Origin of the sequence: Streptomyces sp. NPDC005794 (assembly GCF_042871445.1) — a bacterium.
Taxonomy (GTDB): domain Bacteria; phylum Actinomycetota; class Actinomycetes; order Streptomycetales; family Streptomycetaceae; genus Streptomyces.
In genome coordinates, this window is sequence record NZ_JBIAIN010000005.1 from 355,887 (window position 1) to 378,832 (window position 22,946).

The following is a 22,946-nucleotide window of genomic DNA, read 5'->3' on the forward strand; positions in this document are numbered from 1 at the left end:
GTCGCGAGCGCGGCAGGCTCCGCTCAGGAGTGCGGAGCCGCTCAGCTGGTGAAGAACTCGCTGATCTGCTGGGCCACCTGGTCCGCGTGCTTCTTGTGCACCTGGTGGCCGCCGCCCAGGGTGAGCAGTCGGCAGTCGGGGATGAGCGACGCCATGTCGGCCAGCCTCTCCTGCGGCATACCGCTCTCCGGTCCCCCCGCGATCATCAGGGTGGGAGCGACGATCTGGCCCAGCTCCTCCTCCCAGCGGGGATCCGGCTCGGCGATCTGGGCCCGGACGGCCGGCAGGACGTTCTCGTCGTAGTCCACCGGGCCGGCGGGGGGACTGTCGTCGGCCGACTGCCCCGGGAACGGCGGCGGGGTCTCGACCAGCACCAGCCGCTCCACCCGGTCCGCGTGCTCCTCGGCGAGCAGATAGGCGACCACTCCGCCCATCGAGTGGCCCACGAGGCCGACCCGGTCGAGCTCGCAGGCGTCGAGGAACTCCAGGACGTCGTCCCGCATCTGCTCGAAGCCGTACTCGTCGGGCCAGTCGCTCTCGCCGTGGCCGCGCAGATCGATGGCGTACACCCGCCACTCCTCGCCGAGGAGGGTGCCCACCGCCTCCCAGCTCAGGGACGAGCCGCCGAGGCCGTGCAAGAGGACGACGGGCGAGCCGAACGGGTCACCCCAGGTCCGATACGCCAGCCGCACTTCGCCGACGTCCACAACAGACTGATCTTCCATGTCGCGAACGCTACAGGCGCAGGACCCCCCGTCGGCACCGCCCCCGGCCTGGCACGTTCGGTGCGTGAAGCGCGGCGGACGATCCGGTGTTCCGGTCGTCGCGGGACACGGAGCGGGACCGTCGTAGTAGATGAACTGCCCCAGGGCTCTGAGCCCGTCAGCCTCGGCGCGCTCACCCGCCGGGTCGAAGTACGCGGACGGCGGGTGAAGAACACCGCCCCCATCCGTGCACGAGGGGTTACCGCGCACCCGGTCCTCTGGTAGGAAAGTTTCCTAACAGATTATACGACGAACTCCTGATGGAGGTCTGGTGCATCACCCCCACAACAGCACCTCACGTCGCACCACCCGCTTCACCCGCACCGTCGGACTCGCCGCGCTGGCCCTCGGGCTGACGTTCACGGCGATCCCGGCCTTCGCCCAGGCCGGCGCCCCCACGCCGCCGGCCGCACACCTGGAGGCAGCCGCGACCGGTCTCGACGACCCGGCGAAGAAGGACATCGCGATGCAGCTGGTGTCCAGCGCGGAGAACTCCTCGCTGGACTGGAAGTCCCAGTACGACTACATCGAGGACATCGGTGACGGCCGCGGCTACACCGCCGGCATCATCGGATTCTGCTCCGGCACGGGCGACATGCTCGACCTGGTGGAGCTGTACACGGAGCGCGTGCCGGGCAACGCCCTGGCGGCGTACCTGCCCGCCCTCCGCGAGGTGGACGGGACCGATTCGCACGAGGGGCTCGATCCCGGCTTCACCGGCCACTGGGCCGAGGCCGCGTCCGACCCCGCGTTCCAGCAGGCGCAGAACGACGAGCGTGACCGGGTGTACTTCGACCCGGCGGTACGCCAGGGCAAGGACGACGGTCTCGGCACGCTCGGTCAGTTCGCGTACTACGACGCCATCGTGATGCACGGCGGCGGCACCGACAGCACGAGCTTCGGCGCGATCCGGCAGATGGCCCTGGAACAGGCGGCCCCGCCCTCGCGGGGCGGTGACGAGGTCGCCTATCTCGACGCGTTCCTGGACGCACGGGTCTGGGCGATGAAGCAGGAGGAGGCCCACTCGGACACCAGCCGGGTGGACACGGCCCAGCGGGTGTTCCTGCGGAACGGCAATCTGAATCTGGACCCGCCACTGGACTGGCAGGTCTACGGCGACAGCTTCCACATCGGCTGACACCACCGCACACGGTGCGCGTACGGGGCCCGGCGAAGGGGCCCGTACGCGCACCGTCCGCGTCAGTGGGCGACGGGCACGGCCATCGGGTCCTTCGGCTGTTCGCTGTCCGCGGCTTCCGCCTCCGGCGTCCGGCCCCAGTGGTTGAAGGCCAGGTTCAGCACGATCGCCACCACGCAGCCGGTGGAGATACCCGAGTCCAGGACGACGAGCAGGTCCTCGGGGAAGGCGTGGTAGAAGTCCGGCGCGGCGATCGGGATGAGCCCGACGCCGACGGCCGCCGCGACGATCAGGGCGTTCTCGCCCTTCTCCAGGGCGGCGGTGGCCAGCGTCTGGATGCCGCTCGCCGCGACCGACCCGAAGAGCACGATGCCCGCGCCGCCGAGGACCGGAAGCGGTACGAGAGCGATGACGGACGCTGCCACGGGGACCAGGCCGAGCAGGACCAGGATGACTCCGCCTGCGGCGACGACGAACCGGCTGCGGACCTTGGTCATGGCGACCAGCCCGATGTTCTGGGCGAACGCGCTGCACATGAAGCCGTTGAAGAGCGGGCTGACGGCGCTTCCCAGGGCGTCGGCGCGCAGTCCGCCCTCGATGGTCCGCTCGTCCGCCGGACGGCCGACGATCTTGCCGAGGGCCAGCATGTCGGCGGTGGACTCGGTCATGCAGACCAGCATCACGATGCACATCGAGATGATGGCGGCGATCTCGAACTGCGGCGCGCCGAAGTGGAACGGCGTCGGGAAGCCCACCACGTCCGCGTCGCCCAGGGCCCCGAAGTCGGTGATGCCGGCGGGGATCGCGATCAGGGTGCCGATGACCAGGCCGAGCAGGATGGCGATCTGCTGGAGGAAGCCCCGCAGCAGTTTGCGCAGGGCCAGCACGACCACGAGGGTGACGGCGGCCATGGTGATGTTCGTCGTCGAACCGTAGTCGTCGGCGGTCGCGTTGCCGCCCTGCGACCAGTTGAAGGCGACCGGCAGCAGCGAGACGCCGATCAGCGTGATGACGGTGCCGGTGACCACAGGTGGGAAGAACCGCACCAGTTTGCAGAAGTACGGGGCGAGGAGGAAGCCGAGGAGGCCGGCGACGATGATCGCGCCGAAGATGACGGCGATGCCCTCGTGCCCGCGGTCCTTGCCTATCGCGATCATCGGGGTCACCCCGGCGAACGAGACGCCGTTGACGAACGGCAGCCGGGCGCCTATGCGCCAGAAGCCGAGGGTCTGGAGCAGGGTGGCTATCCCCGCCGTGAAGAGGCTCGCCCCCATGAGGAAGGCGGTCTCCTTGGCACTGAGACCCACGGCGGGCCCCACGATCATGGGCGGGGCCACCACGCCCGCGTACATGGCGGCCACATGCTGGAGGCCGCTGGTGAACATCTTGAGAGGCGGAAGTGTCTCGTCGACCGGGTGTGTGGCGCCCGGCTCTCCGGCCGCCCCTCCTCGGGCCGCGCTTCCTTCGGCTGCGTTTGCGTCGACTGCGTTCTTACGGAACCTGGGCGTAGCTGCCACGGCTTCCTCCGGTCGGGTACACGTCGGGCGACGTGGGTGTCAGGGAGGTGGTGCGGAGTGGTGCGTTGGTGCAGGTCGTGCAGCTGGTGCGGGCAGCTCGGTACTCACCTGTGCGGGTGCGCGTACGAAGGTACGCGCACCCGCACCGGCTGCCGTGAACCCGTCGGGTCCACGGCGGCCGGCCGAGGGCCGTCCCCCTCGGCCGGCCTGTCAGGGGGCAGGGAACATCAGGCTCCGGCGGCGATCCGTGCCAGGCGCCTGGCCTCGTCGCGGGTCGCGCGGGCGATGGCGTCCTCGTCCACCGTGGTGAGGTGGCTGTCCTCGACGACGGCCCTGCCGTTGACGAGGGAGAGGGTGACGGGGGCCGCGGCGCCGAAGACCAGGGCGGTCACGGGGTCGGCGATGGAGGCGTGGGCGAGGGTGTCCAGCTTCCACAGCACGAGGTCGGCGAGCTTGCCGGGTTCCAGGGAGCCGATCTCGTCGGCCCGGCCGAGGACCTGCGCCCCGCCGTACGTTCCCAGGCGCAGCGCCTGGCGCGCGTCGAGGGCCTTCTCGCGGTGGGCGCCGAGGCGGTTGATGAGGAGGGCGTTGCGCAGTTCGGTGTGGAGTTCGCCGGACTCGTTGGACGCGGTGCCGTCGACGCCGAGCCCGACCGGTACACCGGCGGCGAGCATGTCGGGGACGCGGGCGATGCCTGCGGCGAGGCGGGCGTTGGAGGACGGGCAGTGCGCGACGCCGGTGCCGGTGCGGGCGAAGGCGGCGATGTCGGAGTCGTTCATGTGGACGCAGTGCGCCATCCACACGTCGTCGCCGAGCCAGCCGGTCGACTCGAAGTAGTCGGTCGGGCCCATCCCGAACAGCTCCTTGCAGAACTGTTCCTCCTCGACGGTCTCCGAGCCGTGGGTGTGCAGCCGCACCCCGCGCCGACGCGCCAACTCGGCGCCCTGTCGCATCAGTTCGGTGGACACGGAGAAGGGCGAGCAGGGCGCCACAGCGATCTGCGTCATCGCGCCGAAGGAGGTGTCGTGGTGCTCGTCGACGGTGGCCTCGGTAGCGGCGAGCGCTCCGTCGAGGGTCTCCACGGCGAAGTCCGGCGGCAGCCCGCCGTCCTTCTCGCTGCGGTCCATGGAGCCGCGGGCGAGGGTGAAGCGTACGCCCATGTCGCGGGCGGCACCGATGATCGCGCCGGACAGGTCGCCGGAACCGCGTGGGTAGACGTAGTGGTGGTCCATGGCGGTGGTGACACCGCCGCGGGCCATCATCGCGAGCGAACCCTGGGCGGCGGCGCGGGCCATCGGCTCGTCGAGGCGCGCCCAGGTCGGGTACAGCGCGACCAGCCAGTCGAAGAGGTTGTGGTCGGTCGCCAGGCCCCGGGTGATCCACTGGTAGAAGTGGTGGTGGGTGTTGACGAGGCCGGGTGTGACGAGGTGCCCGGTGCCGTCGACGCGACGCACGACACCTTCGAGATTCTCCGGTGCCCTGCCCGCGCCGACGCACTCGATGCGGTTGTCCGCCACGACGACGTGCCCCGAGGCGTACTCGGTGTCGTGTGCGTCGACGGTGGCGATCGAACAGTTGTCGATGACGATCCGTTGCGTGGTCCCGGGATCCGCCGAAGCTGCCATAGTGCTTCCCTCTTCTGTCTCTGGCGATGTGGGCACGGCGATGACCGGCCCCCGCCCGCGGCAGGGCGGGGACCGTCAGCACCGCGTCAGAGGTTGGTCATGTCGACCGGGATCTTCGGCTCCACGCCGTCCCGCAGCACCGTCGCCTCGATGAGGCCGTACGGGCGGTCGGCCGCGAAGTACACGGCACCGTCGGGGGTGTCGTTCTTCAGCCCGAAGGGCTCCAGGTCCACCAGGAAATGGTGGTTGTTCGGCAGCGAGAAACGGATCTCGTCGATCTCGCCGCGGTTGTCGATGATGCGCGAACCCATCTGGTACAGGGTCTGCTGGAGCGAGAGGGAGTACGTCTCGGCGAAGGCCTGGAGCATGTGCTTGCGCGTCTGCTCGTAGGACTTCTCCCAGTTCGGCATGCGCTGCTCGTCGTCGGTCCAGTTGTACCGCCACCTGGCGGAGACGTCGGTAGCGAGGATGCGGTCGTACGCCTCCTTCAGCGTCGTGTACGTGTCCTTGACGTAGCCCCAGAACTCCGAGTGGGTGGAGTTCATGACGGTGAGGTCCTTGAGGCCGGAGATGACCTCCCACTTCTCACCGTCGTAGGTGATCTGGGAGGTGCGCGTCTCCTGGCCCTTGCGGACGAACGAGTGCTTGACCTCCTCGGCGCCGATGAACTTCGAGTTGCCGTCGGAGGTCGCGATGCGCTCCCAGGCGTACTCCTCGATCCTGATCCTGGCCACCTTGATCGGCTCCTGCGAGCTCACGAAGTGCCGGGCGAGGTGGATGCCGAACTGTTCGGCGGACTCGATGCCGTGTTCCTTGGCGAAGGCGAACACCGTGTTCTTGGTGGTGTCGGTCGGCAGGACGTTGGCGTTGGAGCCGGAGTAGTGGACGTCGTCCATGTCGCCGGAGAGAGCGACCGAGACGTTGAGGTCCTTGATGTGGTGGGTGTCGCCGTCCCGCGTGATCTTGACGACGCGGTTCTCTGCTTTGCCGTACTGGTTCTGGCCGAGAATCGTGGGCATGTTGTCTGCTAGCTCCCTCGGTAAACGGAGTAGCCGAACGGGTTGAGCAGCAGCGGTACGTGATAGTGCTCGCCCGGGGTGACGGCGAACGCGATCGCCACCTCCGGGAAGAACGCGCCGCTGTCCCTTACGCGGGGGGCGTCCTGCTGCGCCTCGGCTTGCCTCTTCGCGGTGAGGTACGACTCGGTGTCGAAGACGAGCCGTACATGAGTGGTTCCCTCCGGCAGTGCCGGCAGGTCTTCGCAGCGCCCGTCCACGTCGGTCACGGATCCGCCGAGCGCCACGTAGTCCGCGTCGGTGCCGCCGCGTGCGGCGAGCGAGACGGCTACGGCTGCGGCGGGGCGGCCGATGCTGGTGTCCAGGACGTGGGTGGACACCGATGCGGTGGTGTCGGTGCTCAAGACCGTCACGCTCCTTGTTCTGAGAGGTCCCGTACGAGGCGGGTCAGCCGAATGCGGTTGATCTTGCCCAGTTCGGTGCGCACGATCTCGCGCTCCTGCTCGGGCGAGTTACCGATCCGGGACTTCACCGCGTCGCGCATCTGTTCACCGGTGGCTCCGGTGGCGCAGATCAGGAAGACGTGTCCGAACCGCTCCTGGTAGGCCAGGTTGAGTTCGAGCATCTCGGTCCTGAGCTCCTCGGACGCACCGGCCATCCCTCGCTGTTCGCGTGCGGAGGCCGGGTCGCCGGGCTTCGGGCGGCCGATCGGCGGGTGGCCGGCCATCGCCTCGGCCAGGTCCTCCGCGGAGAGTTCTGCCATGGCGGCGTCGCTCGCGGTGAACAGGGCTTCCGTGCCGGCGTACGGCCGGTGGGCGAGGACGGTCTTCCCCCACTCCGCACTGGCGCACACTTCGTGCAGCACGGCGGTGACCTCGCCGGCCGCCAGGGTGTTGAACCGGGCGAGGCCCGGTGTGGAGCTCGAAGTCACGGGAGCCTCCGTGGCTGTATTTCGCTGTGCGTTGTCGGGCTGCGGATAGCTAACGCCCTCCACAACACCACGTCAACAGTTTGTTGAAATTCCACGAACGGAGAATGCCGCCACCCGGATGTCCGGGGGACGGCATGAGACCGCAATGGGCTCCGCTACTCACCCTTGGCCGCGTTGTCCCGGTTCAGGTAGTTGTAGACGGTGAACCGGCTGACCCCGAGAGCGCCGGCCACGGTCTCCACCCCGTGCCGCACCGCGAAGGCACCGCGTGCCTCCAGCGTGCGCACCACGCCCTGCTTGGTCTTACGGTCCAGGTCCGCCAGCGGCATCCCGTGCCGTCGCTCCATCGCGGCCAGGATGTGGTCGAGCGACTCGGAGAGCTGCGGGAGGCGCACCGCTATGACGTCCGCCCCCTCCCAGGCGAGTACGACGTCGTCGTCCGCCGCCTGCTCCGGGCTCAGCAGTTCGGCTCCCATGGCGTCGACGAGCGGTTTCACCGCGGTGAGCAGGGGGTGGTCGGCGGGTTCGGTCACGGGGTGTCCTCCCCGATCACGTTGAGCTGGAGGGAGACCCGGGTGGCGCCCGAGGCCAGGGCCTCGCGCAGCAGGGAGTCCACCGCCGTGAGGACCTGGTCGGCGCCGCCTTCGGCCGTGTTCCCGAAGGGGCCCACGTCCACGCCGTCCAGATCGGCCGCCTGGATGACCTCGCGGGCCACCACCGCGTGGGCGGGTGCCTCCTCGAGATCGAAGGGCTCGGTGGTGAATTCCACCCTCAAGCGCACGGTGCCTCCCTCATGTCCCGCCGCGTCCGTCGGCTCGCACGGCTCGTCCCGACCCTATGGCAAGCCACCTCGCCGCACGGTCAGGCCTGGATGTCCCCCCGGGTGGACGAGGTGATCGGGTCGCCGTGCGCGAAGTCGCCGGGCGGGATCCCCGGATGGTGCCCCTCCCGGACGGGTCCGGCACCGGCCTCCCCGGCGGCGGCGGCCGGTCCGAGCGCGAGCCGGGAGACGATCCGGTAGCGGTCGCCCCGGTAGAGCGAGTGGACGTACTCCACGGGCACCCCGCCGGTGTCCGACGTCAGGCGCTCGAAGAGCAGGGCCGGGGAGAGCTCGGGCACCTCCAGGAGCTGGGCCTCCGCCCGGGTGACGACGGTGGGCTCGATGGCCTGGACCGCCTCGCGGACATGCACCCCATGGGTGTGGCGCAGGTGTTCGTAGAGATCGCCGTCCTCCAGTTCCTGCGCCGACAGGCCGGGGACCAGCGCCGCCCGGATGTGCAGGTGCTCGATCGCCATCGGGGCGCCGTCGACCAGGCGCAGCCGTGCGACGTACACGACCTCCTCGGCGGGCGACATCCGCAGCTTGCGGCCGACCCGGGCGCCGGCCTGGAGCGTGGTGAACTCCAGCAGCCTGCTCGACCATGCCCCGGCCGCCTGCGGCACGCTCAACGCGAGGTCGGCGGAGACGAGCTCCTGGGTGATCTTCTCCGGTGCGACGAACATCCCGCGCCCGTGCTGGCGGACGAGCAGCCCGGCGGCCACCAGTTCGTCGACGGCGGCGCGCACGGTGGGCCGGGACACCGCGAGCAGGGCGCAGAGCGCGCGCTCGGACGGGATGGCGTCCCCGGGGCTGCGGCTCTCGATCAGTTCGAGGACCGCGTCGCGTGCCCGTTCCCGCTTGAGCACCGTCCCCCGTACGTCCGCTTTCATGCGTGCCCCCTCTGGCGTCCCACTCCCTTTACCAGTTGACCGACCGAGGGTAACTGGTCAGGGAAAGTATGACCATTCACGCCGGGCAGAACATGGACAGTCCGCCGCCGGATAACCAACACCCCTTCATACAGAAGGGGTTGACGGTCCCATTGGTCTATGCCACCTTCGTCCACCATCAGGAGATGAGCTGTCCAGTGGACTTCACTGGTCAGGTGGTCAGGTCTCTGCTCCCATCGAGGTGAACCGTGAAGTACCGCTTGCCTGCCGGTGCGGCCGCGCTCGTGACGTCCGCCGCTCTCAGCGCCTGCAGCTCCGGTGGAAACGGCGCCGACGAGGGCGGGGGCGTGCGGACGGTCGATGTCTGGCTGATGCGCGACAGCGTCTCGGCCGCCTTCCAGGAGGAGTTCACCGAGGGCTTCGAGGCCGCGCACCCGGACATCGACGTCCGGATCCAGATCCAGGAGTGGGGCGGGATCGGCCAGAAGATCACCGCCGCCCTGGCGAGCAACGACGCCCCCGACGTGATCGAGGCGGGCAACACGCAGGTGGCTCAGTTCGCGGAGAGCGGCGGGCTGCTGGACCTCAGCGACAGGAAGGTCTGGGTGATGACCCGGGGCGGCCCCGGGGACGCCACCACGATCCTGCCCGTGTACGCGGTCCAGACGGCGCTCTCCAGCCAGCGCTACGACCTGGGTTCCGCCGCGTCGATGATCACCGTCGTCCTGATGTCCGGGGTGCTGGTCCTTCCCGGTGTACTGGATGATCTCCACCGCCTTCAAGCCGTCCCGGGACATCCGGTCCGAGGAGCCCCGGCCCCTTCCCCGCACCTGGACGCTGGACCACTTCCGCCGGGCCGTGCGGGCGGACGGCTTCGAAATCGACGACTGCACCCGTACCCGGGCGTTCACGCGGGTGGCCCTGCCGCTGCTCGCCCCCGGACCGATGGCCACCTCGCTCTTCGGATTCATCACCGCGGGCTCTCCTCCTTCCAGAACACCTTCGGCACCGACTGGGACGCCACCATGGCCGCCTCGACGCCTTTCGCGCTGCCCGCGCCCGTGAGCCGGGCGTCCTCGTCCCCCTGCACGCGGTCCACGCGGACGAGCCGGTGCCGGAGGACTGGGAGCCGGCGGAGGCCTCCCGTGTCCTGGGCACGCAGGCGCAGGTGTGGACCGAGTACGTGACCACACCGGACCGGATCGAATACCTCACCCACCCCCGGCTCGTGGCGACTGGGCCGGTTTCGTCGAGCGGCTGCGCGACCACACCGCCCGGCTGGACGCCCTCGGCGTCCCCTACCGGCCTCTGACCCCGCGGTCCCTCACGACCGCGACCACAGGTACAGCGCCAACCCCTCGGTAACTCATCCCCCACCGCTCCGGAAAGGAACAGCCATGAGGACATTCCGCAGGAACCGTATCCGCACGGCGGCAGCCGCCGCCGTCACCCTGGCCCTGGGCTGCACGGCCCTCGCCGCCCTGCCCACGACCGCCGGCGCCGCGGCGGGCGGCGCGCCCGCCGCCCAGACCCGCGCGAGCGCGTCGGGAGCGACGGCCGACGGGCCCGCTCTGTTCGACGACTTCAACTACACCGGTCACACCGACCCGAAGATCGCGGCGAACGGCTGGAGCGTCCGGGCCAACTCCGGCGGGCCCGGTGTCCCGGGCGCCGTCTGGGCTCCGGAGAACGTCACCTTCGCGGACCAGAGCGGCAATTCGGTGATGAATCTGGAGACGTCGACCGCGGGTACCGGCGCCTCGACGGTGCAGACGGAGATCCTCACGCGGTCCATGAAGTTCCGCAACGGCACCTACGCGGCCCGGGTGAAGTTCAGTGACGCCCCGAGGTCGGGCCCGGACGGCGACCGCCTCGTCCAGGCCTTCTTCACCATCAACGACCTGAAGGCGCCGATGGCGGACGACTATGCGGAGTACGACTTCGAGTACCTGCCCAACGGCGGCTGGGGCGAGCCCGCCAACATCCTCTACACGACCTCGTGGGAGACCTTCCGGCCCGATCCGTGGGAGGCCGTCACCCAGCACAGCGAGACACGGCAGAGCTATGCGGGCTGGCACGACCTGGTGGTGACCATCGACGACAGCGCCATCACGTACTACGTCGACGGGCAGCTCTTCGGCACGCACGGGGCGGCGTACCTCCCGGAGCGGCCGATGTCGATCAACTTCAACCAGTGGCTGATCGATCTGGCCGGCCAGACCAGCACCACGCCACGCTCGTACGACCAGCAGGTGGACTACGTGCTGCACGTGAAGGACCAGGTCCTCTCCCCCGCGCAGGTGTCGGCGCTGGTGAGCGGATACCGGAGCGCGGGCACCACGTTCGAGGACACGGTGCCGGCCGTCTGACCAGTCGGACGTGAGCGGGAGCGGGGTGGAGGTCCGACGGGCCTCCGCCCCGTTTCCGTGTGCCCGAAATTCGGGCTCACCCTTGACAGCGTCACCACGCGCCAGGCAATCTTCCGTTAAGCAGAAACTAACTTCCGCAATACGGAAGGAGCGTATGATGGGCTACTCGGACCAGCGCTTCGATGTGAACCTCTCGATCCTCTTCACGGAACTCCCGCTCCTGGAGCGTCCGGCGGCAGCCGCCGCCGCCGGCTTCACGGCGGTCGAGCTCTGGTGGCCCTGGACCCGAACCCCCACCCCCGCGCAGGCCGAGCTCGACGCCCTGAAGAAGGCGCTCGACGACGCGGGTACGCGACTGGTGGGGCTGAACTTCTACGCGGGCGAGCTGCCCGGCCCCGACCGGGGGGCCCTCTCGCTGCCCGGCGAGGAGTCGGACCGTTTCCGCGCCAACATCGGCGTGGCGGCAGACTTCGCGGCCTCGGTCGGCTGCACGGCGCTCAACGCGCTGTACGGCAACCGTGTCGAGGGCGTGGACCCGGCCGTCCAGGACGAACTCGCCCTGGAGAACCTGGTCCTGGCCGCCCGCGCGGCCCACCGGATCGGGGCGACCCTCCTGATCGAGACCCTCAACTCCACGGAGTCGCCGCTCTACCCCCTGGTCAGCGCACCGGCGGGCATCGAGGTCGTCGACCGTGTCAACGCGGCCACGGGGCTGGGCAACGCCACGTTCCTGCTGGACCTCTACCACCTGTCGATGAACGGCGAGGACCTCAGCCAGGTGATCAAGGCGTACGCCGCGAAGACCGGCCACGTCCAGATCGCCGACAACCCGGGGCGCGGCGCACCCGGCACCGGCTCACTCCCGCTGGAGCGGCTCCTCGACGAGCTGACCGAGGCCGGTTACGACGGCCGGGTCGGCCTGGAGTACAAGCCGGGCGGCCGGCCGAGCGCCGAGTCCTTCGCATGGCTCCCCGCCGAGCACCGGCCGGCCCGCTGAGGCCCGCCCCTCCCGCACACACGCTCACCGGAAGGCACCCTCATGAGCAGCAACCTCCCCAAGGTCGCCTGGATCGGGCTCGGCATCATGGGCTCCCCCATGTCCGAGAACCTGGTCCGGGCCGGTTACCAGGTGACCGGTCACACCCTGGAGCAGGACAAGATCGACCGGCTCGTCGCGGCGGGCGGCAGGGGTGCCGCCTCGATCGCGGACGCGGTGCGCGACGCCGACGTCGTCATCACCATGGTTCCCGCGTCCCCGCAGGTCGAGGCCATCGCGTACGGCCCCGACGGCATCCTGGAGAACGCCAGGCAGGGCGCCCTGCTGATCGACATGTCCTCGATCACCCCGCAGACCTCCGTGGACCTGGCGAAGCACGCGAGGGACAAGGGCATCCGCGTGCTGGACGCCCCCGTCTCCGGCGGCGAGGCCGGTGCGATCGAGGCCGTCCTGTCCATCATGGCCGGGGGCGAACAGACCGACTTCGACGCCGCGAAGCCGCTGCTCGAAGCGCTCGGCAAGACGATCGTGCTCTGCGGTCCGCACGGCTCCGGCCAGACGGTCAAGGCCGCCAACCAGCTGATCGTCGCCGTGAACATCCAGGCCTGCGCCGAGGCCGTCGTCTTCCTGGAGAAGTCCGGGGTCGACCTCGCCGCCGCACTCGACGTGCTGAACGGCGGGCTCGCCGGCTCGACGGTCCTGACCCGCAAGAAGGACAACTTCATCGAGCGGGACTTCGCCCCGGGCTTCCGGATCGACCTGCACCACAAGGACATGGGCATCGTCACCGACGCCGCCCGCAACGTCGGCGCGGCACTGCCCGTCGGCGGGGTCGTGGCCCAACTGGTCGCCTCCCTGCGCGCGCAGGGCGACGGCGGCCTGGACCACTCGGCACTGCTGCGCTCGGTCGAGCGGCTCTCCGGCTCCCAGGTCTGACCCCCGGCCCTTCCCAGGGCCCCTGAACTCCGGGTCGCGGTGGCGCTGACACCCTGTCCTGTCGCGCCCAGGCGCTGCCGCGACCCGGAACCTCACCCTCCAATTTCAACAAACTGTTGACGCGCTGTTCTCGGCGAATCTACGCTCCTGAGGCCGTCAGCAGCCCCGTACGGAAGGTCTCCATGTCCCAGCGTGTGCTCACGACCGAGTCAGGCGCCCCGGTCGCCGACAACCAGAACTCCGCCACGGCCGGCGCCGGTGGGCCGATCCTCCTCCAGGACCAGCACCTGCTGGAGAAGCTCGCCCGGTTCAACCGTGAGCGCATCCCGGAGCGCGTCGTCCACGCCCGCGGCTCCGGCGCGTACGGCTACTTCGAGGTGACCGACGACGTCACCGGCTTCACCCGCGCGGACTTCCTCTCCGAAGTGGGCCGCCGCACCCGGACGTTCATCCGCTTCTCGACGGTCGCCGACTCGCTGGGCGGGGCGGACGCCGTCCGCGACCCCCGTGGCTTCGCGCTCAAGTTCTATACGGACGAGGGCAACTACGACCTGGTCGGCAACAACACCCCGGTGTTCTTCATCAAGGACCCGGTGAAGTTCCCCGACTTCATCCACTCGCAGAAGCGAGACCCGTTCACGGGCCGTCAGGAGCCCGACAACGTCTGGGACTTCTGGGCGAACTCCCCCGAGGCGACGCACCAGATCACCTGGCTGATGGGCGACCGGGGCATCCCCGCCTCGTACCGTCACATGAACGGCTTCGGCTCGCACACGTATCAGTGGACGAACGCCGAGGGCGAGGCATTCTTCGTCAAGTACCACTTCAAAACGAACCAGGGTGTGCGCTCGCTCTCCGCCGAGCAGGCCGCCGAACAGGTCGGCAAGGACGCCAACTCGCACCAGACGGACCTGCTCCAGGCCATCGAGCGCGGAGTCAACCCGTCCTGGACGCTGCACGTGCAGCTCATGCCGGCCGCGGAGGCGGCGGACTACCGCTTCAACCCGTTCGACGTGACGAAGGTGTGGCCGCACGCCGACCACCCGCTCCAGCGGGTGGGCCGCCTGGTGCTGGACCGCAACCCGGACAACGTCTTCGCCGAGGTCGAGCAGGCGGCGTTCTCGCCGAACAACTTCGTTCCCGGCATCGGTCCTTCGCCGGACAAGATGCTCCAGGGCCGGCTGTTCGCGTACGCCGACGCGCAGCGCTACCGCCTGGGCATCAACCACACCCAGCTCCCGGTCAACGCGCCGAAGGCGGCGACCGTCGACAACTACGGGCGCGACGGGCTCCACGCGACGCGCTACGGATCACGCCACGACAAGAACTACGAGCCCAACTCGCACGCCGGCCCCGCGCAGACCGGTCAGCCACTGACCGCTCCGCTGCCCGTGCACGGCTGGACGGGTACGCACGAGGCGCCCGCCCACACCAAGGACGACGACTTCTTCCAGGCGGGCGAGCTCTACCGTCTGATGTCGGCGGACGAGAAGCACCGCCTGATCGCCAACATCGCCGGAGGCCTCTCGCAGGTCACCCGCGACGACGTGATCGAGAAGAACCTCGCCCACTTCCACGCCGCCGACGCCGACTACGGCCGGCGCGTGGAGGAGGCCGTCCGCGCCCTGCGCGAGGACTGAGCCTCCTTCCCGGGGCCCTGCCCGTGCCGCCGCACCCGGATGAGGGGCAGCGCGCGGCACCGGCAGGACGGGACCGCGGCGGCGGACGACGCCAGTGCGGTGGCGAGGGGCCCGGGCGGCCCGGCTCCTGACCTGAAGGAACCGGTCCGCCCGCAGCCCGCAGCCGCCGTCGCGGTCACTGTGACGGATACGTACGCCGCAGGGAGTGCTCATCCCGCGTCCGGGAGACCCTCGTCGGGCAGGTCGAACAGACGGTGCGCCCGTACGTCGTTGTGGTGCCGCAGCGCCGTGATCCACGGCCAGTGGTCCTCCACCCGGAGCGCCGGGCAGGCGATGCGGTGCGGGATACGGCACCTGGCCCCCGGGAGCGGCTCCGCGTCCCACAGGTTCATGGCGGTCCCGGTCGACGTGATCACCCACCGTCGTCTCGGGGGAACGGTGTGGGCAGGGACGAGGACGCGCGGTTCGAGGAGGATCCAGTGCCCGCTGTAGGAGGTGGCGTACCGGTCCTGCGGGAGGTCGCAGAACGGGCAGTCGGGCGGCGCGGGCGGCCGTGGCGCCGTGGCGCCTTCCAGAAGTGCGTGAAAGGCGGCGGTGACGTGGTCGGAGTCGTCGGCGGGCCGGTCCGGACGGGACGAAACGTTGTCGATGTCCCCCATGGGTCGATGATCCGGGCCGGCCGCGGGTGGGGGTAGGGCGCGATCCGGCCGTGCCGGGCGGTGCGTGACCCCTTCACCGTGGGCCGGGGAGCCACATGAGGTGCACCGGAGCACCGGCACCCCTCACGCCGTGGCCGGGCCCTGATGGTCACGCGTACTCATGGCTTGCGCCGACTCGGCGATGGCGGTGGTCACGTGCCTACGAGCCGAGTGCCCACCTCCCCCCACCACGCGCCGCCGCCGGCGCACCGCGAGGACCCCGGCGCCGCCGGGCCGCCGAGGTCCTTCCCCATCGCGCGCGGACGGGTTCAGGACACCGTCAGTGCGCGGATCGACGTCGGCGCGTGACCCGGCTCGGTCGCCACGTCCTCGAACTCGTCGACCGACGCGATGTCGGTCCCGCTCATCGAGATGTTCGTGACCCGCTCCAGGATCGCCTCGACGACGACCGGGACCCGGTGCTCGGCCGCGAGCTTCTTGGCCTCCTCGAAGGCCGGCAGCAGCTGGTCCGGCTCGGTGACCCGGATCGCCTTGCAGCCCAGGCCCTCGACGACCTTGACGTGGTCCACGCCGTAGACGCCCAGCTCCGGGGAGTTGAGGTTCTCGAACTCCAGGTTGACCTGGAAGTCGATGTCGAAGGTGCGCTGCGCCTGCCGGATGAGCCCCAGGTAGGAGTTGTTCACCAGCACATGGACGTACGGGATGCGGTGCTGCGCGCCGACGGCGAGCTCCTCCAGCATGAACTGGAAGTCGTAGTCGCCGGAGAGGGCGACCACGGAGCCGTCCGGGTCGGCCGTGGCGACACCCAGCGCGGCGGGGATCGTCCAGCCCAGCGGCCCCGCCTGGCCGCAGTTGATCCAGTGGCGCGGCCGGTAGACGTGCAGCATCTGCGCGCCCGCGATCTGGGAGAGGCCGATGGTGGTGACGTACCGGGTCTCGGGGCCGAACGCCCGGTTCATCTCCTCGTAGACGCGCTGCGGCTTCAGTGGCACGTCGTCGAAGTGCGTGCGGCGCTGCAGCGTGGACCGGCGTTCCTGAGTGGACGCGGCCCAGGCCGAGCGGTCCTTCAGCGTGCCCGCCGCCCTGAGTTCCCGCGCCACCTGGACGAAGAGCTGGAGTGCCGCCTTCGCGTCGGAGGCGATGCCGAGGTCGGGGGCGAAGATCCTGCCCAGCTGGGTGGGCTCGATGTCGACGTGGACGAAGGTGCGGCCCTCGGTGTAGACGTCCAGCCTGCCGGTGTGGCGGTTGGCCCAGCGGTTGCCGATGCCGAGGACGAAGTCGGACTCCAGGAAGTTCGCGTTGCCGTACCGGTGCGAGGTCTGCAGGCCGACCATGCCCGCGTTCAGCTCGTGGTCGTCGGGCAGGATGCCCCAGCCCATCAGCGTGGGGACGACCGGGACACCTGTCAGTTCGACGAACTCCACGAGGAGTTCGGACGCGTCGGCGTTGATGATGCCGCCGCCCGCGACGAGCAGCGGCCGCTCGGAGGCGTTGAGCATCTCCACGGCCCGCTCGATCTGCTTGCGGCTCGCGGCGGGCTTGTGGACGGGCAGCGGCTCGTACAGCTCGGGGTCGAACTCGATCTCGGTGAGCTGCACATCGATGGGCAGGTCGATGAGGACCGGCCCGGGCCGGCCGGTGCGCATCAGGTGGAAGGCCTGCTGGACGACGCCCGGGACCTGCGCGGCCTCCATGACGGTGGTCGCCGCCTTGGTCACCGGCGCGGCGATCGACGCGATGTCGACGGCCTGGAAGTCCTCCTTGTGGAGGACTGTGGTCGGCGCCTGGCCGGTGACGCAGAGGATCGGGATCGAGTCGGCCATGGCCGAGTAGAGGCCGGTGATCATGTCGGTGCCTGCGGGACCCGACGTACCGATGCAGACGCCGATGTTCCCTGCGGCGGCGCGGGTGTACCCCTCCGCCATGTGCGAGGCGCCCTCGACGTGGCGGGCGAGGGTGTGCCGCACCCCGCCGGAGGCATTGAGGGCCGCGTAGAACGGGTTGATCGCCGCACCCGGCACACCGAACGCGTTGCTGACGCCTTCGCGCTTGAGGATCTCAACTGCCGCTCGGGCAGCGGTCATACGAGGCATGAGTGCTCCTGCTCGGACCTGGTGGAGTCGGGCTCTGTCGCGCCACCTGAGAGCACTAATTCCACATTACGGAAGTTCAATTCTGCTATGCGGAATCAATGTAGGGCGACCCTGGACCGCCGTCAAGGGAGGGCGGGGGAAGCGACGGACAGGGCCGGGCCGAAGTGTGCGATTTCCGCCCCCGAGCGTCGCTCCTGGTGGACGATGGAGGTACGGAACGCAGTCGCCGCCACAGGGGCGGAAGGAAGGGGCAGCACGTGGAGTCCGTACCGGTGCGCTGCCCGGCCTGCTGCCGTGATCACGCGTACATCACGCCGGTATACCCCTGCCCGTGCGGCTCCCCGACCGCCCCGCCGCTGATGCGCGGCGCACCGGCCGCGCTCATCACGCACCGCACCTGGAACGACGACTGGGTGAGGGTGCGGTGCCATTCCTGCGGGCGCCGCGATCAGTGGCCGCACCCCGAACTCTGCTGTCCCTGCGGCGCGGTGCTGCGGATACCCGTCCGCCCGGTGGCCACGCACGGCACCACACCACCGCCCGCAGCGGCCGGTCCGCCCGGCCCGTCCCACATGCCGCTGCCCCGCACGGCCGCGCACCCACGGCCGGCGTTCCGGCCCCTGGTGATACGCACGGCGCGCGACGCGGTGAACACCGCGGCGCTGTACCTGAAGTGGCTGGGCTTCGACGAGGTCGTTCAGCCCGAGGTGCGGCCCAGCTCCCGGATCGACCTCAGGGCCTCCGGTATCATCGCCCAGGTCGACGCGACGACGCGGCCGACCGCCCTGCGCGATGTCGAATGCCTGTGGCTGAACGCCCTGAACACCTCGGTGTCCAGCGTACTGTTCTCCCTGGCCGGCTACACGGACGAGGCCCGTTCACGCGCGGACGGCCTCGCCATCCCCCTGTTCGTCCTGGACCTCACCGGAACACCGCAGCCGGTGAACGGCTCTGCGGACGAGTTGATCAGCGTCGGCCCCGGACCGCCCGCCCCCGTCGAATGATTTCGGTCACCTGTGCACTGCCGGCCGCATATGTTCGAGCTGTTGTCAGTATGAGGACGTAGAGTGAAGGCATGGTCTTAACTCCTCGGCTCCCCGCTCACTCCACTCCCGCATTTCTGGCCCAGCCCGCCCACCCCTCCGTCGTCGAGGCCAACGAGGCGATTCGCGCACTTGTCGACTCGCGGGCCGGCCAGGACTGGACGCCGGTGGAGGCCGCGGAGTACGAGGTACTGCTCATCGAGTGGGCCGCGGCGACCCAGAGCATAGGCTCCGGCATCATAGAGGCCGCCTGACCCCGCGGTCCCCGGCGCGGGCTACGCGCCGTACCCCTCCCGCAGTTCGACCTTCCGGACCTTACCGCTGACGGTCATCGGGAACGCCTCCAGGATGCGCAGCCCGCGCGGGATCTTGTAGTGCGCCAGCCGCTCACGGCAGTACGCCGTGACCTCGTCGAGCGTCGGCGGGTCGGCCGGGTCACGGGGAATGACGCAGGCCAGGATCTCCTCGCCGTACCGGTCGTCCGGTACCCCCACCACCTGGACATCCGCGATCTTCGGGTGACCGTGGAGGAACTCCTCGACCTCACGCGGATAGACGTTCTCGCCGCCCCGGATGATCACGTCCTTGATCCGGCCGACGATCTGGACATACCCGTCCTCCCGCATCACCGCGAGGTCCCCCGTGTGCATCCAGCGTCCCGCGTCGATGACTTCGGCGGTCTGCTCGGGCTGCCCCCAGTAACCGAGCATCACGCTGTATCCACGAACACACAGCTCACCCGCCTCACCCCTCGGCCGGGTCACGCCCGTCACCGGGTCGGTGACCTTCACCTCGACGTGCGGCATCACGCGTCCGACCGTGCCCGTGCGGCGCTCCAGATCGTCCTCCCGCCGGGTCTGGGTGGAGACCGGAGAGGTCTCCGTCATCCCGTAGCAGATGGACACCTCGTCCATGTGCATCTCCGCGACCACCCGTTTCATCACCTCGACCGGACAGGGCGATCCGGCCATGATCCCGGTGCGCAGTGACGAGAGGTCGTACGAGGCGAAGCCGGGAAGGCCGAGTTCCGCGATGAACATCGTGGGCACCCCGTAGAGCGAGGTGCAGCGCTCCTGCTGGACGGCGGCCAGCACGGCGGCGGGTTCGAAGGCCGGTGCGGGGATCACGATGCAGGCGCCGTGCGAGGTGATGCCGAGGTTCCCCATGACCATGCCGAAGCAGTGGTAAAAAGGCACGGGCAGACAGACCCGGTCCTGTTCGGTGTAGGCGACCATCTCCCCGACGAAATAGCCGTTGTTGAGGATGCTGTGGTGGGAGAGCGTGGCCCCTTTGGGGAATCCGGTGGTTCCGGAGGTGTACTGGATGTTGATCGGGTCGTCGCACGACAGCTCCGCTTCGCGCGCCGCCAGCTGCTCCGCCGTCACGGACCCCGCACCGGCGGTCAGCTCGTCCCAGGACGGGTCGCCGATGTAGTGGACGGACCGCAGCGCGGGGCAGTTGGCGCGGACCTGCCCGACGAGTGCGCGGTAGTCGCTGGTGCGGTGGGCGAGCGAGGCGGCCAGGACGGAGATCCCGGCCTGCTTCAGCACGTACTCCAGCTCGTGCGCGCGGTAGGACGGGTTGATGTTGACCATGACGGCGCCGATCCGGGCCGTGGCGTACTGGACGAGGACCCACTCCGGGCAGTTGACCGCCCAGATGCCGACCCGGTCGCCCTTGGCCACCCCTGACGCCATCAGCCCGCGGGCCAGCTCCTCGACGGCGGCGCCGAACTCGGCGTAGGTCCAGCGGCGTCCGGACACCACGTCGACCAGTGCCTCCCGCTCCCCGAACGACTCGACCGCCCGCTCCAGATTGCGCCCGATGGTGTCACCGAGCAGCTCCGTGGTGCTGGTGCCGCTCGCGTAGGAAAGGCCGCTCATCGCAGATCCCCCTCGTCGAACTCGGTGCCGGTGCCCTGCGCCGTACGCTCGCGCAACTCGATCCTGCGGATCTTCCCGGAGACGGTCTTGGGCAGCTCGGCGAACTCCAGCCGGCGGATGCGCTTGTACGGGGCGAGGACCGCCCGGGAGTGCTCGAACAGCGCCTTGGCCGTGCCGGGTCCGGGCTCCCAGCCTTCGGCGAGCACGACGTACGCCTTCGGGACGGACAGCCGTACCGGGTCGGGGGCGGGCACGACCGCGGCCTCGGCGACCGCCTCGTGCTCCAGCAGGGCGCTCTCCAGCTCGAACGGCGAGATCTTGTAGTCGGAGGCCTTGAACACGTCGTCGGCCCGGCCCACGTAGGTGATGTAGCCGTCTTCGTCCCGTGCGCCGATGTCACCCGTGCGGTAGTAGCCTCCGGCCATGGCCTCCGCCGTGCGCTCCGGGTCTCCGTGGTAACCCGTCATCAGGCCGACGGGGGCCACGGACAGGTCGAGGGAGATCTCGCCCTCCGCCACGCCCGGTTCACCGGTGACCGGGTCCAGCAGCTCCACCTTGAATCCGGGACTGGGCCGCCCCATGGAGCCCGTCTTGAGCCGCTGCCCCGGCGTGTTGGCCACCTGCACGGCGGTCTCCGTCTGCCCGAAGCCGTCGCGAATGGTGACCCCCCAGGCGCGCCTGACGGTCTCGATGACCTCGGGGTTGAGCGGCTCGCCGGCCGCCACGACCTCGCGCGGCGGCGTCCGCAGCTGAGCGAGGTCCGCCTGGATGAGCATCCGCCAGACCGTGGGCGGGGCGCAGAAGCTGGTGATCGCCGAGCGGTCCATCTCCGCCATCAGCCGGGCGGCGTCGAAGCGGGTGTAGTTGAAGATGAAGACGGTGGCCTCGGCACTCCACGGCGCGAAGAGGTTCGACCAGGCGTGCTTCGCCCAGCCGGGTGAGGAGATGTTCAGATGGACGTCGCCGGGCTGGAGACCGATCCAGTACATCGTCGACAAGTGGCCTACGGGATACGAGACATGGGTGTGCTCGACCAGCTTCGGACTCGCGGTGGTGCCCGAGGTGAAGTAGAGCATCAGAGGTTCACCGGCGTCCGTCTCCCGGTCCGGGGTGAACGTCTCGGGCGCCTCGTCGGCTCCGCCGTAGGAGTGCCAGCCCTCGACGTCGGCGCCGACGGCGATCCGGGTGTAGTCGCCGGGCACCTCGTCGAACTTCGCGGTGTCGGCCGATCGCACGAGGACGTGGCGGACCCTGCCGCGCCCGACCCGGTCACGGAGATCGGCCGGCCCCAGCAGGGGGGTGGCGGGAATGACGACGGCGCGCAGCTTCATCGCGGCCAGTGCCGTCTCCCACAGCTCGACCTGGTTGCCGAGCATGACGAGGATCCGGTCGCCCGCGGCCACGCCCTGTTCCCGCAGCCAGTTCGCGGCCTGGTCGGAGCGGGCCGCCATCCGGGCGAAGGACACCTCGGTGCGCCCGCCGTCCTCCTCCACGATGTGCAGGGCGGTGCGCTCGTTGTTCTCGGCGATGACGTCGAACCAGTCGAGCGCCCAGTTGAAGCTGTCGGGCCGGGGCCAGCGGAAGCCCTCGTACGCCGTGGTGTAGTCCTCACGGTGCTCGATCAGGAAGTCCCGGGCCGCCCGGAACGTCTCCGTCGCACTCGTTGCCGGCATGTGCCCTCCTCGTTACGAACCCGTCCTTTAACATCATGTAAACAGTGACCCAGATCTCACCACCCCCGAACAGGGGTGGGCGACAGGGCGGAGAGACATCGGCGTGCCGGAACCGGGCGAGGCGACCGAGCTGCGGGCGGCCCTGCTGAGGCTGCGCCGGACGAGCGGGCTGCCGGTGGTCTTCGGAGGGCTGCTGTCCGACACCCGCCGCGCCACGATCGCCGAGCTGAGCGGTGCGCAGACTCCAGCACTGCGTGGACTCGTCATCGCGCCGGGGAGCGGGCTCGGCGGCAAGGCCATCGCCCTGTCCCGGCCGTGCGCGGTCACGGACTACCCCTCCTCGCGCCACATCAGCCACGAGTACGACAGGGCCGTCGCGGCGGAGGGCCTGCGCTCGGTCGTCGCGGTGCCCGTCGTCGTACGCCGGGCGGTGCGCGGTGTGCTGTACGGGGCGCTGCGCGAGCCCCTGACGCTCGGGGACCGTACGTTCGACGCGGCGGCCTCCGCGGCCCGGGACGTGGAGCAGGCCCTGGCGGTCCGTGACGAGGTGCAGCAGCTCCTGGCGGCCACCCGGGAACAGGCGACCGATCCGGGGACCGGCCCCGGCACCTGGGAGGACGTCCGCGAGGCGCATCGGGAGCTGCGGGCCCTGGCCCCGAAGATCGTGGACGCCTCGCTGCGCGAGGAACTGCTCGCGGTGTGCGGACGGCTCGCGTCGGCCGCCGGGGCGGACCGGGGCCCGGCAACGGGCCTGGTGCGGCTGGCCCCGCGCGAGGTGGATGTGATCGCCTGCGTCGCGTCGGGCGCGACCAACGCCGCGACAGCCGAACGGCTGGGTCTGCGGCCGGAGACCGTGAAGAGCTATCTGCGGTCCGCGATGCGGAAGCTGGGCGCGCACACCCGGCTGGAGGCGGTGGTCTCGGCACGCCGCGCGGGACTGCTGCCGTGAGGA

General features: G+C 70.0%; 20 protein-coding genes and 4 pseudogenes. 11 read left to right on the forward strand and 13 right to left on the reverse strand.

Annotation, left to right across the window (positions count from 1 at the left end; translation table 11 throughout):
* Nucleotides 1–41: 41 nt before the first annotated feature.
* Nucleotides 42–725, reverse strand: a complete 684-nt coding sequence (locus ACFYQ5_RS10880) for an alpha/beta fold hydrolase (protein WP_389196210.1) — start codon at nt 723–725, stop codon at nt 42–44.
* Nucleotides 726–1,035: 310 nt separating this feature from the next.
* On the opposite strand from ACFYQ5_RS10880, the gene ACFYQ5_RS10885 reads away from it, so the two are divergent.
* Nucleotides 1,036–1,902, forward strand: a complete 867-nt coding sequence (locus ACFYQ5_RS10885) for a chitosanase (protein WP_389196212.1) — start codon at nt 1,036–1,038, stop codon at nt 1,900–1,902.
* A gap of 62 nt (nt 1,903–1,964) precedes the next feature.
* Here ACFYQ5_RS10885 and ACFYQ5_RS10890 read toward each other — a convergent pair whose 3' ends face one another.
* The 8 genes from ACFYQ5_RS10890 to ACFYQ5_RS10925 all read right to left on the reverse strand — a co-directional run bounded on the left by ACFYQ5_RS10890 (nt 1,965) and on the right by ACFYQ5_RS10925 (nt 8,701).
* Nucleotides 1,965–3,419, reverse strand: a complete 1,455-nt coding sequence (locus ACFYQ5_RS10890; RefSeq protein ID WP_389196214.1) for a nucleobase:cation symporter-2 family protein — start codon at nt 3,417–3,419, stop codon at nt 1,965–1,967.
* 227 nt (nt 3,420–3,646) lie between these two features.
* Nucleotides 3,647–5,044 carry an 8-oxoguanine deaminase gene (locus tag ACFYQ5_RS10895; protein ID WP_389196216.1) on the reverse strand — a complete coding sequence of 466 codons (1,398 nt, stop codon included), beginning with the start codon at nt 5,042–5,044 and terminating at the stop codon, nt 3,647–3,649.
* 86 nt (nt 5,045–5,130) lie between these two features.
* Nucleotides 5,131–6,063 carry a factor-independent urate hydroxylase gene (gene pucL / locus ACFYQ5_RS10900; protein WP_389196218.1) on the reverse strand — a complete coding sequence of 311 codons (933 nt, stop codon included), beginning with the start codon at nt 6,061–6,063 and terminating at the stop codon, nt 5,131–5,133.
* Nucleotides 6,064–6,071: 8 nt separating this feature from the next.
* On the reverse strand, nt 6,072–6,464 hold the full coding sequence (gene uraH, locus ACFYQ5_RS10905; protein ID WP_389196220.1) for a hydroxyisourate hydrolase: 393 nt from the start codon (nt 6,462–6,464) through the stop codon (nt 6,072–6,074).
* Between the two features lie 5 nt (nt 6,465–6,469).
* On the reverse strand, nt 6,470–6,991 hold the full coding sequence (gene uraD, locus ACFYQ5_RS10910; protein WP_389196222.1) for a 2-oxo-4-hydroxy-4-carboxy-5-ureidoimidazoline decarboxylase: 522 nt from the start codon (nt 6,989–6,991) through the stop codon (nt 6,470–6,472).
* A 155-nt stretch (nt 6,992–7,146) separates the two neighbouring features.
* Nucleotides 7,147–7,524 (reverse strand): helix-turn-helix domain-containing protein, encoded by a 378-nt coding sequence (locus ACFYQ5_RS10915; protein WP_389196224.1) that lies wholly within the window; start codon nt 7,522–7,524, stop codon nt 7,147–7,149.
* Complete coding sequence (locus tag ACFYQ5_RS10920; RefSeq protein WP_389196226.1) at nt 7,521–7,772, reverse strand: hypothetical protein; 252 nt, start codon at nt 7,770–7,772, stop codon at nt 7,521–7,523. The genes ACFYQ5_RS10915 and ACFYQ5_RS10920 overlap by 4 nt, the downstream gene beginning before the upstream one ends.
* Nucleotides 7,773–7,852: 80 nt before the next feature.
* The gene (locus ACFYQ5_RS10925) at nt 7,853–8,701 is read right to left on the reverse strand and encodes a GntR family transcriptional regulator (protein WP_389196228.1); all 849 of its coding nucleotides are present in this window, start codon (nt 8,699–8,701) and stop codon (nt 7,853–7,855) included.
* 248 nt (nt 8,702–8,949) lie between these two features.
* On the opposite strand from ACFYQ5_RS10925, the pseudogene ACFYQ5_RS10930 reads away from it, so the two are divergent.
* The 7 genes and pseudogenes from ACFYQ5_RS10930 to ACFYQ5_RS10960 all read left to right on the forward strand — a co-directional run.
* A pseudogene (locus tag ACFYQ5_RS10930) lies at nt 8,950–9,300 on the forward strand (extracellular solute-binding protein); the annotation flags it as partial.
* A gap of 148 nt (nt 9,301–9,448) precedes the next feature.
* A pseudogene (locus ACFYQ5_RS10935) lies at nt 9,449–9,765 on the forward strand (hypothetical protein); the annotation flags it as partial.
* Nucleotides 9,765–10,066 (forward strand): annotated as a pseudogene (locus ACFYQ5_RS10940) (family 20 glycosylhydrolase); the annotation flags it as partial. The pseudogenes ACFYQ5_RS10935 and ACFYQ5_RS10940, both read left to right, overlap by 1 nt.
* 194 nt (nt 10,067–10,260) lie before the next feature.
* A pseudogene (locus tag ACFYQ5_RS10945) lies at nt 10,261–11,070 on the forward strand (glycoside hydrolase family 16 protein); the annotation flags it as partial.
* A gap of 157 nt (nt 11,071–11,227) precedes the next feature.
* The gene (locus tag ACFYQ5_RS10950; protein WP_389196230.1) at nt 11,228–12,067 is read left to right on the forward strand and encodes a TIM barrel protein; all 840 of its coding nucleotides are present in this window, start codon (nt 11,228–11,230) and stop codon (nt 12,065–12,067) included.
* 42 nt (nt 12,068–12,109) lie between these two features.
* Nucleotides 12,110–13,003, forward strand: coding sequence for a 2-hydroxy-3-oxopropionate reductase (locus tag ACFYQ5_RS10955; RefSeq protein ID WP_389196232.1), 894 nt, complete (start codon nt 12,110–12,112; stop codon nt 13,001–13,003).
* Nucleotides 13,004–13,185: 182 nt separating this feature from the next.
* On the forward strand, nt 13,186–14,643 hold the full coding sequence (locus ACFYQ5_RS10960; protein WP_389196234.1) for a catalase: 1,458 nt from the start codon (nt 13,186–13,188) through the stop codon (nt 14,641–14,643).
* A gap of 209 nt (nt 14,644–14,852) precedes the next feature.
* On the opposite strand, the gene ACFYQ5_RS10965 is transcribed toward ACFYQ5_RS10960, so the two are convergent.
* Together ACFYQ5_RS10965 and gcl are read right to left on the reverse strand one after the other, a co-directional pair.
* The gene (locus ACFYQ5_RS10965; RefSeq protein WP_389196236.1) at nt 14,853–15,302 is read right to left on the reverse strand and encodes a DUF6083 domain-containing protein; all 450 of its coding nucleotides are present in this window, start codon (nt 15,300–15,302) and stop codon (nt 14,853–14,855) included.
* A gap of 308 nt (nt 15,303–15,610) precedes the next feature.
* Complete coding sequence (gene gcl / locus ACFYQ5_RS10970) at nt 15,611–17,395, reverse strand: glyoxylate carboligase (RefSeq protein WP_389196238.1); 1,785 nt, start codon at nt 17,393–17,395, stop codon at nt 15,611–15,613.
* A gap of 257 nt (nt 17,396–17,652) precedes the next feature.
* Between gcl and ACFYQ5_RS10975 the strand changes: the two genes are divergently transcribed.
* Both ACFYQ5_RS10975 and ACFYQ5_RS10980 read left to right on the forward strand, forming a co-directional pair.
* Nucleotides 17,653–18,399, forward strand: a complete 747-nt coding sequence (locus ACFYQ5_RS10975) for a hypothetical protein (protein WP_389196240.1) — start codon at nt 17,653–17,655, stop codon at nt 18,397–18,399.
* Between the two features lie 71 nt (nt 18,400–18,470).
* Nucleotides 18,471–18,692, forward strand: coding sequence for a hypothetical protein (locus ACFYQ5_RS10980; RefSeq protein ID WP_389196242.1), 222 nt, complete (start codon nt 18,471–18,473; stop codon nt 18,690–18,692).
* Nucleotides 18,693–18,713: 21 nt separating this feature from the next.
* Here ACFYQ5_RS10980 and ACFYQ5_RS10985 read toward each other — a convergent pair whose 3' ends face one another.
* A complete protein-coding gene (locus ACFYQ5_RS10985; protein ID WP_389196244.1) occupies nt 18,714–20,321 on the reverse strand; it encodes an AMP-binding protein in 1,608 nt (535 codons plus the stop codon).
* Nucleotides 20,318–21,994 carry an AMP-binding protein gene (locus tag ACFYQ5_RS10990; RefSeq protein ID WP_389196246.1) on the reverse strand — a complete coding sequence of 559 codons (1,677 nt, stop codon included), beginning with the start codon at nt 21,992–21,994 and terminating at the stop codon, nt 20,318–20,320. Before ACFYQ5_RS10990 ends, ACFYQ5_RS10985 begins: the two co-directional genes overlap by 4 nt.
* A 103-nt stretch (nt 21,995–22,097) precedes the next feature.
* Here ACFYQ5_RS10990 and ACFYQ5_RS10995 point away from each other — a divergent pair, with 103 nt between their 5' ends.
* Nucleotides 22,098–22,943, forward strand: a complete 846-nt coding sequence (locus ACFYQ5_RS10995; RefSeq protein WP_389196248.1) for a response regulator transcription factor — start codon at nt 22,098–22,100, stop codon at nt 22,941–22,943.
* Nucleotides 22,944–22,946 lie beyond the last annotated feature (3 nt).